The organism is Methylobacterium sp. A52T (assembly GCF_053346095.1).
Genome location: NZ_JBKFBI010000173.1, coordinates 1 through 10,771 on the forward strand (window position 1 = coordinate 1; position 10,771 = coordinate 10,771).

9 protein-coding genes and 1 riboswitch are annotated in these 10,771 nt (G+C 73.2%); of the genes, 8 read left to right on the forward strand and 1 reads right to left on the reverse strand.

Annotated features, from left to right (window positions below):
* The first annotated feature begins 151 nt into the window (after nucleotides 1-151).
* From ACLBYE_RS27185 to ACLBYE_RS27195, 3 genes are read left to right on the forward strand one after another with little or no spacing between them, the layout of a single operon-like run.
* Nucleotides 152-1,780 (forward strand): CTP synthase, encoded by a 1,629-nt coding sequence (locus ACLBYE_RS27185; RefSeq protein ID WP_020094624.1) that lies wholly within the window; start codon nucleotides 152-154, stop codon nucleotides 1,778-1,780.
* A 58-nt stretch (nucleotides 1,781-1,838) separates the two neighbouring features.
* The gene (locus ACLBYE_RS27190) at nucleotides 1,839-2,291 is read left to right on the forward strand and encodes a DNA polymerase III subunit chi (RefSeq protein ID WP_447696551.1); all 453 of its coding nucleotides are present in this window, start codon (nucleotides 1,839-1,841) and stop codon (nucleotides 2,289-2,291) included.
* Nucleotides 2,291-3,883, forward strand: a complete 1,593-nt coding sequence (locus ACLBYE_RS27195) for a S10 family peptidase (protein ID WP_447696552.1) — start codon at nucleotides 2,291-2,293, stop codon at nucleotides 3,881-3,883. The genes ACLBYE_RS27190 and ACLBYE_RS27195 overlap by 1 nt, the downstream gene beginning before the upstream one ends.
* Nucleotides 3,884-3,905: 22 nt before the next feature.
* On the opposite strand, the gene ACLBYE_RS27200 is transcribed toward ACLBYE_RS27195, so the two are convergent.
* Nucleotides 3,906-5,270, reverse strand: a complete 1,365-nt coding sequence (locus tag ACLBYE_RS27200) for a discoidin domain-containing protein (protein WP_447696553.1) — start codon at nucleotides 5,268-5,270, stop codon at nucleotides 3,906-3,908.
* Between the two features lie 161 nt (nucleotides 5,271-5,431).
* Nucleotides 5,432-5,626, forward strand: a riboswitch (cobalamin riboswitch).
* Nucleotides 5,627-5,661: 35 nt separating this feature from the next.
* Between ACLBYE_RS27200 and ACLBYE_RS27205 the strand changes: the two genes are divergently transcribed.
* The 5 genes from ACLBYE_RS27205 to cobN all read left to right on the forward strand — a co-directional run.
* Complete coding sequence (locus tag ACLBYE_RS27205; protein WP_447696554.1) at nucleotides 5,662-5,844, forward strand: CbtB domain-containing protein; 183 nt, start codon at nucleotides 5,662-5,664, stop codon at nucleotides 5,842-5,844.
* Nucleotides 5,845-5,860: 16 nt separating this feature from the next.
* Nucleotides 5,861-6,613, forward strand: a complete 753-nt coding sequence (locus ACLBYE_RS27210) for a CbtA family protein (RefSeq protein ID WP_447696555.1) — start codon at nucleotides 5,861-5,863, stop codon at nucleotides 6,611-6,613.
* Nucleotides 6,606-7,007, forward strand: a complete 402-nt coding sequence (locus ACLBYE_RS27215; RefSeq protein WP_447696556.1) for a DUF1636 domain-containing protein — start codon at nucleotides 6,606-6,608, stop codon at nucleotides 7,005-7,007. Before ACLBYE_RS27210 ends, ACLBYE_RS27215 begins: the two co-directional genes overlap by 8 nt.
* Nucleotides 7,004-8,038, forward strand: coding sequence for a cobalamin biosynthesis protein CobW (gene cobW, locus ACLBYE_RS27220; protein ID WP_441010721.1), 1,035 nt, complete (start codon nucleotides 7,004-7,006; stop codon nucleotides 8,036-8,038). Before ACLBYE_RS27215 ends, cobW begins: the two co-directional genes overlap by 4 nt.
* Before the next feature lie 46 nt (nucleotides 8,039-8,084).
* Nucleotides 8,085-10,771 (forward strand): cobaltochelatase subunit CobN (gene cobN, locus ACLBYE_RS27225; RefSeq protein WP_447696557.1); only part of this gene is annotated, 2,687 nt, incomplete at its 3' end.

Consider the following 10,771-nt stretch of genomic DNA (forward strand, 5'->3'; position numbering starts at 1 on the left):
CGCGCCGCCGGCGGCGCGGCGTCCGACCCTTGTCCCGACGGACCGGCGCTCGGCCGGTCCACGCCATGCGTTCCGCGATCCCCAGCCCATGCACGGGCCGGGGCCTCCGTCGTTTGGCAAATGCCAGCAGCTTCTTTATGGACCGAGGCCCATGACGCGGTACGTTTTCATCACCGGCGGCGTGGTCTCCTCCCTCGGCAAGGGCCTCGCCTCGGCGGCCCTGGCGGCGGTCCTCCAGGCCCGCGGCTACCGGGTCCGGATGCGCAAGCTCGACCCCTACCTGAACGTCGATCCGGGCACGATGAGCCCGACGCAGCACGGCGAGGTGTTCGTCACCGACGACGGCGCCGAGACCGACCTCGACCTCGGGCACTACGAGCGCTTCACCGGCGTTCCGGCGAGCCGGGCCGACAACATCACGACGGGCCGGATCTACCAGGACATCATCGCCAAGGAGCGCCGCGGCGACTACCTCGGCGCCACGATCCAGGTGATCCCGCACGTCACCAACGCGATCAAGGACTTCGTCCTCGACGGCAACGACAGCTTCGACTTCGTGCTGGTGGAGATCGGCGGCACGGTCGGCGACATCGAGGGCCTCCCGTTCTTCGAGGCGATCCGGCAGCTCGGGCAGGAGCTGCCGCGGGGCACCTGCTGCTACGTCCACCTCACGCTGCTGCCCTACATCCCGTCCGCCGGCGAGCTGAAGACCAAGCCGACCCAGCACTCGGTGAAGGAGCTGCGCTCGATCGGCATCCAGCCCGACATCCTGCTCTGCCGCTGCGACCGGCCGATCCCGATGGACGAGCGGCGCAAGCTCGCGCTGTTCTGCAACGTCCGCCAGACCGCGGTCATCGAGGCCCTCGACGTGGCCTCGATCTACGAGGTGCCGCTCTCCTACCGGACCGCGGGTCTCGACCGGGAGGTGCTCGGCCATTTCGGCCTGGAGCACGGCGAGGAGCCGGATCTCGGCCGCTGGCAGACCATCGCCGAGCGCGTGCGCAATCCCGAGGGCGAGGTCTCGATCGCCATCGTGGGTAAGTACACGGGGCTCAAGGACGCCTACAAGTCGCTGACCGAGGCGCTGACCCACGGCGGCATCAGCCACCGGGTGAAGGTCAATCTCGAGTGGATCGAGGCCGAGGTCTTCGAGCGCGAGGATCCAGCGCCCTTCCTCGAAGGCCTCAACGGGATCCTCGTGCCGGGCGGCTTCGGCCAGCGCGGGGCCGAGGGCAAGATCCGGGCGGCCCGCTACGCCCGGGAGAAGCGCATCCCCTATCTCGGCATCTGCTTCGGCATGCAGATGGCGGTGATCGAGGCCGCCCGCTCGCTGGCCGGGATGCCGGAGGCCAACTCCACGGAGTTCGGCGACACCGCCGAGCCGGTGGTCGGCCTGCTCACCGAGTGGCTGCGCGGCAACGAGCTGGAGCGGCGCGCGGCGGCCGGCGATCTCGGCGGCACGATGCGGCTCGGCGCCTACGAGGCGAAGCTCGACCCCGAGTCCAAGATCGCCCAGATCTACGGGTCCGATCAGATCTCGGAGCGGCACCGCCACCGCTACGAGGTCAACATGGCCTATCGCGAGCGGCTGGAGGCCAAGGGCCTGCGCTTCTCCGGCGTGTCGCCCGACGGCCTGCTGCCCGAGACGGTGGAGCATGTCGGGCACCCGTGGTTCATCGGCGTGCAGTTCCATCCGGAGCTGAAGTCGCGCCCGTTCGAGCCGCACCCGCTGTTCAAGGGCTTCGTCGGCGCCGCGATCGAGCAGAGCCGCCTGGTCTGAGGCCGCGGCGGCGCGCCGCTGCTCGCGCGGCGGCCCGCGGCCCTATATCCTCGGTGCCGTGACCGAGATCCTCTTCTACCACATGCAGCGGCAGCCCCTGGAGAAGGTGCTGCCGAACCTCGTCGAGCGCTCGCTGGACCGCGGCTGGCAGGCCGCCATCCAGGCGGCGAGCGAGGAGCGCCTGCAGGCGCTCGACGACCACTTCTGGACCTATTCAGACGAGAGCTTCCTGCCGCACGGCACCGACCGCGAGCCCGACGCCGCGAGCCAGCCGGTGGTGCTCACGCTCCGGGACGTGAATCCCAACACCGCCTCGATCCGCTTCCTGGTGGAGGGCGCCGACCTGCCGCCCGACGCCGGGCAGTACGAGCGGATCTGCATCCTGTTCGACGGGACGGATCAGGACGCGCTCCTGCGCGCCCGCGAGCAGTGGAAGCAGGCCAAGGATGCCGGTCACGCGGTGGCCTACTGGCAGCAGGACGAGTCCGGACGCTGGAACAAGAAGGCTTGATGGTGGCCCCCCACGCACGTCTCGGGCGCGCCGCGCTCGCCCTCGCCCTGGCTCTCGCCGCGCCCCCGGTCACCCTCGCCCAGGACGCGCCGCACGGCCATCCCGCGGAGAGCAAGCCGGCGCAGCGCGGACCGGAGGGGCGCCGCCTCCCGCCCGATTCGACGACGAAGCAGAGCGTGACGCTGCCGGACGGCCGGACTCTCGACTTCACCGCTACGGCCGGCAGCCTGCCCCTCGTCGACGAGGCGGGCAAGCTGCAGGCCGAGATCGCCTACGTCGCCTACACGATGGCGCCGCAGGCCGGCCGGGAGCGTCCCGTCACCTTCGCGGTCAATGGCGGCCCGGGCGCCGCCTCGGCCTATCTCAATATCGGGGCGATCGGGCCCTGGCGGCTGCCGGTCGGCGGCGACAGCATCAGCCCGTCGCAGCCGGTGACGCTGACGCCCAACGACGGGACGTGGCTCGGCTTCACCGACCTCGTCTTCCTCGACCCCGTGGGGACCGGGTACAGCCGGGCCGCGGACGGGAACGGCAAGGCCTACTGGTCGATCGATTCCGACGCCTCGACCCTGGCGGCGACCATCGCGCGCTACCTGCGCGTCAACGACCGCATGGCGAGCCCGAAATTCTTCGTCGGCGAGAGCTACGGCGGCTTCCGCGGCCCGCTGATCGCCGAGAAGCTCCAGGAGGAGATCGGTGTCGGCCTGTCCGGCATGGTGCTGCTCTCGCCGGTGCTCGATTTCGCGTGGCTGGAGACGCCTCGGGCCAATCCGTGGGGCTACGTGCTGAAGCTGCCCTCGCTGGCGGCCGGGGCCCTAGAGCGGGCCGGCACGGTGCCGACGCCAACCCTGCTCGGCGACGCGGAGGCCTACGCCTCGGGCCCGTACCTGAGCGACCTGCTGAAGGGTCCGAGCGACACGGCCGCCGTCGCCCGGATGACCGAGAAGGTCGCGCCCCTCGTCGGCCTCGACCCCGCCCTGGTGCGCGCCCAGGCGGCGCGCCTCTCGACCCGGAGCGTCCAGCGCGAGATCGACCGCGCCGAGGGGCGCGTGACCAGCGCCTACGACACCGGCATCACCGGCTGGGACCCGAACCCGGACGCCGCCCAGTCGAGCTTCGAGGATCCGCAGCTTACCGCCCTCCAGGCGCCGCTGACGAGCGCGATGCTCGACCTCTACGCGCGCACGCTGAAATGGCCTGTGACCAATATGCGCTACGAGCTCCTGAACAACGCGGTCAATCGCGGCTGGAGCTGGGGCTCGGGCCGGCAGGCTCCGGAGGTCCTGTCGAACCTGAAGGGCGATCTGGCGCTTGACGGGCACCTGCGCGTCCTCGTGGCGCACGGCTTCACTGACCTGGTTACGCCCTACTTCGCCTCGAAGCTCCTGCTGGCGCAGGTCCCGGCCTATGCGGCCGGCCGCCTGAGCCTCGCGGTCTATCCGGGCGGCCACATGTTCTACACGCGTCCGGACTCGCGGGCCGCCTTCCGGACGGACGTCGAGCGGATGTACACGGACGCCCTGAAGGTGCGCGACGCCGGCTCGACCCGTCCGGCCGGAGCCCCCGCCGAGCATCTCAGGACCGCGCCGTAGCGCCTCCGGTCCGCCGCGCCGGTCACGCGTCGTCGAAGGCGAGGGCTTCGGCCGGGTAATCCACCATCGTCCGGCGCTGCGCGTCGGTGTTCTGCCACTCGCCGACCTTCATGTAGCGGCCCTCGAGATCGCGGACCTCGACGACCTTCCCGATGGTGGGGATCGACTGGAAACCCTGCGGCCAGTTCGACGCGAAGTAGAAGACCTGCTCGACGTGGTCCGAGAGGTGGCAGATCCCCGGTCCGAAGGTCCCCAGCCCGAAGACGAGGTAGCGGCCGTTCACCAGCGCCGCGACGTCGGAGATCAGCGACTCGCTCTGGATCTCGACCGGCAATCCGCGCCGCTCCGCGTACGCCTCCACCTCGACGATGACCGGGTTCAGCCTGTTCTCGAAGACGAGCTTGACCGAGCGGATCCGGCCCTCGGCCAGGAGCCGGTCGATGACCATCCGGTAGAACGCGAAGGGCGGCTGCGGGTAGTGCGGATCGACCCAGGTGCTGAAGATGTCGCCCGAGCGGATGTGGATCAGGAGCTGGTCGTCGGGCTTCGCCGGAAAGGTCTTCGGCAGGCCGTTGAACAGCGGCCGGATCACGCTCTGCACGATCGCGCGCGAATCCGTCGGCCCCCGCAGCGCGGTCACGCGCTCGAACTGCACCGGGTCGAAATACAGGCCCGACAGGAAGTAGCCGTCCGCCGGCAGCGGCTCGTCCGGCGGGATGAAGGTGATGCCGTCGCAGGTCAGCCGCTCGGTCAGGAAGATCACCTTGCTGCGGTCGACCTTGGGCACCTTGATGTATTTCAGGTTGAGCGCCTTCGCGATCGACACCGCGATGATGTACTGGACGAGGCAGTTGCCGAAGGCGCCGTTCTCGAACAGCGACAGGCCGACCAGGGCGTGGCTGGCGCGGTCGGGCGCCGACTGGAGCGCGTAGGTGACGTAGACGTTGGCGCCGGGCTTCTCGTTCAGGAGCGTCACGTCGAGGCCGAGCATCGCCCGCAGCGCGATCAGGTCGACCGCGGCCGCGTCGGCGCGGATGCCGATGCCGGCGATCCGGGCCGGTTCGGGCGCGGCGATCCGGACCGCGCGCGCCCAGGCCCGCTCGTCCGGGACGATCGCGGCGACGAGGGCGTCCGGGGTCGCGGTCCAGCCGGCGAGGTCCGGCTCGGTCCACGTCACGCCGTCCTGCGAGACCGCCACCGCGACGTCGCCGGGCTCCGGGGGAACCGCTCCCTTCCCCGGCCGCACGGCGACGGAGTGGATCGGGAACCGGCCGCCGAGGTCAACCTCGAGCCACGTCGTTCCCGTCCCCGCATCGGAGACGACCCGCGGCTCACGGCCGGCCGCGAGATCGACGAGGACCGGCGTCGGATCGTCTGTCGGGGCCATCGGGTCTCCGGGAGTTCAGCGGCCGCGCGGGGGCCGGGCGGGTATCGGGTGCGGCGGTGCCCGCTCCGGGGCGCGGCCGTCAAGCCCGCCTTAGTCGCGGGGCGGGCGCGGGAAACGGCGGCGATCCGGCGCCGCTCCGTTGTGTCCCGGCGGTCATGCGTCTACAACGACCGGGCGACGGTGCCCCGGAGACGGGGTGAAAAGGGAATGCGGTGAGGGGTTTGAAGCCCCGATTCCGCGGCTGCCCCCGCAACTGTGAGCGGCGAGCGCCCGCCAAGCGCCACCGGAGCGATCCGGGAAGGCGGTGGGCGCGCCGAGCCGCGAGCCAGGAGACCTGCCGTCGCGACAGGATCCCGCAATGCCGCCGGTGGGGCGGCTGGAGACGCTTCTGATGACGACGCAAACCCTCACCCCCATCGCCGCCGGCACCCGCGCGTCTGAGCGCCCGATCGCCGTCGCGCTCGCGGCCGTGCTGGGCCTCGGCCTGCTGTTCATGGCGGGCTTCTCGCCGGCGATCGCGCTCCACAACGCGGCGCACGATTTCCGGCACACCCAGAACTTCCCCTGCCACTGACGTCCCCGGACAAGGGATGATCATCCGGCTCCTGTCGGCGGCCCTCGCCGCCGGCTTCTTCGCGGCTGCCATCGTGACAGGCCTCGAACTCACGCTGACCTCGCCGCTGATCGTCGCCGCCGAGCGCTACGAGCAGCAGGAGGCGCCGAACCGGGCTGCCAAGGCGCTCCCGATCAAGGCGTTCCCGATCGTGCTGGCCCATGCCGGGCACGATCACGCCGCGCCCGACTCCGCGCCGGAATGGCAGCCCGCGCCAGGCCTGCCGCGGATGGCCTTCACCGGGCTCGCGACCCTCGTGGGCGGCGTCGGCTACGCGCTGCTGCTCGGCGCGGTGATGCTCGCCTGCGGCCGCGAACCCACGCCCCAAGTCGGCCTCGCCTTCGCGGTGGCCGCCTTCGCCAGCGTCGCGCTCGCGCCGGGTCTCGGCCTGCCGCCGGAACTGCCCGGCAGCGCGGCGGCCCCGCTCGCGACGCGCCAGGCGTGGTGGGTGATGACCGCCGCGGCGACCGGGATGGGGCTCTACCTGATCACGATTCGCCGCGCGCTGATCACGATCCTCGGGGGGCTCGTCCTGATCATCGCCCCGCACGTCGTCGGCGCCCCGCAGGCACCCGAGGCGGCGTCCGAACTTCCGGCCGCGCTCGCCGCGCAGTTCGCCGCGCGGTCGCTCGCCATAAGCTTCGTGTTCTGGATCCTGATCGGGCTGGGGCTTGGCTGGGCGTGGCAGGCCTTCGCCCGCGGCGCGGATCGGGGAGCGGCCCGTGCCTGACACCGTTCTCTACGTCTGCACCACCTGCCGCCGGCCGGACGACGACCCCGACGGGCCCCGCGCCGGGGCCCGTCTGCTGGAGGCGCTCCGGGCGCGGAGCGGCGCCACGCCGGACCTGCGGGTCGAGGCGGTGGAGTGCCTGTCGGTCTGCAAGCGGCCCTGCACCGTGGCGGTCGCCGCGGCCGACCGCTGGACCTACGTCTACGGCGACATGGATCCGGCCGCCTCGGCCGAGGTAATCCTCGGCGGGCTCGCGGCCTACGCGGCGACTCCGGACGGCATCGTGCCCTGGCGCGAGCGTCCGGAGGCGTTCCGCAAGGGCGTGATCGCCCGCATCCCCCCTTTCCCAGAACCCCGCCCGGTCCCCGCCGGCATCCTGGAGCCCGCGGAATGACTCTCGTGAACAAGATCCCCTGCACCATCGTCACCGGCTTCCTCGGGGCCGGCAAGACGACCCTCGTCCGCCACGTGGTCGAGAACGCCAAGGGGCGTCGCCTCGCGATCCTGGTGAACGAGTTCGGCGATATCGGCTTCGACAAGTCCTTCCTGGCCGCCTGCGGCGTCGAGGGCTGCACGGAGGACGCCATCGTCGAGCTGCCGAACGGCTGCATCTGCTGCACGGTCGCGGACGATTTCGTGCCGGCGCTGGAGACCCTTCTCGGCCGCGCCGAGCCGCCGGAGCACATCCTGATCGAGACCTCCGGCCTCGCCCTGCCGAAGCCGCTGGTCCAGGCGTTCCAGTGGCCGGCGATCCGCTCGCGGGTGACCGTCGACGGCGTGGTCGCGGTGGTCGACGGCCCGGCGGTGGCCTCGGGCGCCTTCGCGGAGGATCCGGAGGCCCTGGCGGCCCAGCGGGCCGCCGACCAGTCGGTGGACCACGACAACCCCCTGGAGGAGGTGTTCGAGGACCAGCTCCTCTGCGCCGACCTCGTGGTCGTCAACAAGGCCGACCTGATCGACGCCGCGACCCGGGCGCGGGTCCGCGCCGAGGTCGAGGGGCACCTCCCCCGCGCCGTGAAGGTGGTCGAGACCGAGAACGGCGCCATCGATCCGCGGGTGCTGCTCGGCCTCGGCGCGGCCGCCGAGGACGATCTCGACGCCCGCCCCTCGCATCACGGCGAGGGCGAGGACCACGACCACGACGATTTCGAGACCGTCGCGCTGCCGGTGCGCCCGGCGGTGACCGCGGGGGATCTCGCGGCCCGGGTCGAGGCGGCGGCCGAGGCTGAAGGCGTCCTGCGCATCAAGGGCTTCGCCGAGGTCGAGGGCAAGCCGATGCGCCTCGTGGTGCAGGGTGTCGGCCGGCGCGTGACCCATCATTTCGACCGCCCCTGGCGGGCCGGGGAAGCCCGCGACGGGACGCTGGTGGTGATCGGCCTCAAGGGCTTCGACAAGGACGCCGTGGCGGCGGCCCTCGCGGGATGAGGCCGGTCGCGCACGCCCGCCCGGACTCGCTCTAGGGGCCGCCGCGGTGCACCTCGTGCGCATCGATGCCGTCTCCCTCGACGAGGGCGAGGCGGCCGTGGATCTCGGGCAGGAGCCCGGCGACCTCGTGGTGCTGTCGTTCACCGACAGCGACCTCGCTTCGGTCGGGCAGGCCCACGCCGCCGAGCCCGGCCTGCCGAGCCTGCGGCTCGCGAAGCTCGCCAGGCTGCGGCACCCGCTCTCGGTCGATCTCTACGTCGAGCGCGTCGTGGCGCGCGCCAAGGTCGTGGTGATCCGCTGCCTGGGCGGCCTCGATTACTGGCGCTACGGGATCGAGCGCTGCGCCGAGGCCGCGCGAGCGCACGGCGTCGTCCTCGCGGTCCTGCCGGGCGACGACCGGCTGGATCCGCGCCTCGCGGCGTTCTCCACCGATCCCGACCTCGCCGGGCAGCTCGACGCCTATTTCCGCGCCGGCGGGCCCGACAACCTGCGGCGGATGCTGCGGCGCCTGGCGATCCGCCTGGGCGCCGACGGCCCGGTCGAGCCGCCGCAGCCGCTCCCGCGCGGCTTTCCCTGGTGCCCCGGCTGCGGGGTCCTGCCCCTGGAAACGGCCCTCGCGGCGGCCGGGACCGCGATCCCGCTCGCCGGAGCGGACAACGCCGCCGAGCCGGTCGCGCTCCTGCTGATCTACCGCTCCGCCGTGCTCGGCGGCGACACCGGCCCGTTCGTCGCCCTCGCCGCCGCCCTGCGAGCCCGTGGGATCGGCGTGCTGCCGATGGCCGTGTCGAGCTTGAAGGAGCCGGACGCCGCCGCCGCGGTCGCCGCGGCCGTGCGGGCGCGCAGGCCCGATCTCGTGATCGCCTCGACCGCCTTCTCGGCCCGCGAGGACGAGACCGGCTTCGTCCTCGACGGCGCCGATTGCCCGGTGCTCCAGGCCTTCACGGTCGGGTCGCCCCGCGCGGCCTGGGAGGCCTCCGCCCGCGGTCTCGGCGCGGCCGATCTCGCCATGCAGGTCGCGCTGCCGGAATTCGACGGCCGGCTCTCGGGCTTCCCGATCTCGTTCAAGGAGGAGAGCGCCGAGATCGCCGGCTTCGCCGAGCGGCGCGCCGTGCCCTACGAGGCCGGCATCGCCGCGCTGGCCGACCGGGCGGCGGGATGGCTGCGGCTGGCCGCCCTGCCCCGGGCGGCGCGGCGCCTCGCCCTGGTCCTGTCCGACTATCCCGCCCGCGGCGGCCGGGCCGGCTTCGCGGTCGGCCTCGACACGCCCGCGAGCGCCCGCGCGATCGCCGCCGACCTCGCGGCCGCGGGCTACGCGGCGGGCGCGCTTCCGGAGCCCGGAGCGCTCATGGCGGCGCTCACGGAGGGCGCGGCCGCGTTCCGGGTGCCCCTCGCGGCCTACGCGGCGTGGTGGCGCACGCTCTCCGAGGACGCCCGCGCCGCCGTGACCGACAGCTGGGGTGAAGCCGAGGCGGACCCGGCCTGCGTCGACGGCGCATTCCGGTTCCGGATGGTCCGGGACGGCGGCCTCGCGGTCTTCCTCCAGCCCGACCGCGGCCGCGACCCCGATCGCAAGACCGGCTACCACGATCTCGACCGCGCCCCGACCCACGCCTACCTGGCCTTCCATCTCGGCCTGCGGCGGCACTTCGACGCCCTGGTGCAGCTCGGCACGCACGGCACCGCGGAGTGGCTGCCGGGCAAGGCCGTGGCCCTGTCGCCCGCCTGCTTCCCGGCGCTCTGCGTCGGCGGCCTGCCGGTGATCTACCCGTTCATCGTCGACGACCCGGGCGAGGCCGCGCCGCTCAAGCGCCGCCTCGGCGGGGTCGCGCTCGGGCACCTCACGCCCGACACCGCCGTCCACGCGCTGACGCCCGAGGCGGCCCGCCTCCGCGAGCTGGTGGAGGAGTATTCCGCCGCCAGCGTGCTCGACCCCCGCCGCGCCGACCTCATCGCCCGCGCCATCCTGGAGGAGGCCGCGGCGGCCGGACTGCTGGACGGTGCCGGAATTGGCGCGGACACGCCGATGGACGAGGCGCTGACGCGGCTCGACGCGCATCTCTGCGATCTCGGCGAGACCGTCTTCCGCGACGGCCTGCACGTCTTCGCCCGCGCGCCGGACGGGGCCGCGGACGCCGTCGCGGCGAGCGCGGACTCCGAGCGCGCCGGCCTGCTCGCGGCCCTCGACGGGCGGTTCGTCCGGCCCGGCCCCTCCGGCTCGCCGTCCCGCGGGCGGGCCGACGTGCTCCCGACCGGGCGCAACCTCGCGACCCTCGACCCGCGGGCCATCCCGAGCCGCGCCGCCGCGCTCCTCGGCGAGAGGGCGGCGGCCGCCGTGGTGACGCGCTACCTTCAGGACGAGGGCGCCTACCCGGCCCGGATCGTCATGGATCTCTGGGCCTCGCCGACCCTGCGTACCGGCGGCGAGGACGTGGCCCACGCCCTCGCCCTGATGGGCGTGAGGCCGGTCTGGGACCATGCCAGCACCCGTGTCACCGGCTTCGAGATCCTGCCCCTCGCGATGCTGGACCGGCCGCGGATCGACGTCACCGTCCGCGTCTCCGGCGCGTTCCGCGACACCTTCCCCGACACGCTGGCGCTCCTCGACCGCGCCGCCCGCGCCGTGGCTAAGCGGGACGAGGCCGACGACGAGAATCCCCTGGCGGCGGCGCGGCGGCGGGGCGACGCGTCGGTGCGCGTCTACGGGGCCGCGCCCGGCCGCTACGGCGCCGGCAC

Bases quoted from the DNA above. Each gene is read 5' to 3' on its own strand.
- ACLBYE_RS27185 (WP_020094624.1), top strand. From the start codon at position 152: ATGACGCGGTACGTTTTCATCACCGGCGGCGTGGTCTCCTCCCTCGGC.
- ACLBYE_RS27195 (WP_447696552.1), top strand. From the start codon at position 2,291: ATGGTGGCCCCCCACGCACGTCTCGGGCGCGCCGCGCTCGCCCTCGCC.
- ACLBYE_RS27200 (WP_447696553.1), bottom strand. From the start codon at position 5,270: ATGGCCCCGACAGACGATCCGACGCCGGTCCTCGTCGATCTCGCGGCC.
- ACLBYE_RS27205 (WP_447696554.1), top strand. From the start codon at position 5,662: ATGACGACGCAAACCCTCACCCCCATCGCCGCCGGCACCCGCGCGTCT.
- ACLBYE_RS27210 (WP_447696555.1), top strand. From the start codon at position 5,861: ATGATCATCCGGCTCCTGTCGGCGGCCCTCGCCGCCGGCTTCTTCGCG.
- cobW (WP_441010721.1), top strand. From the start codon at position 7,004: ATGACTCTCGTGAACAAGATCCCCTGCACCATCGTCACCGGCTTCCTC.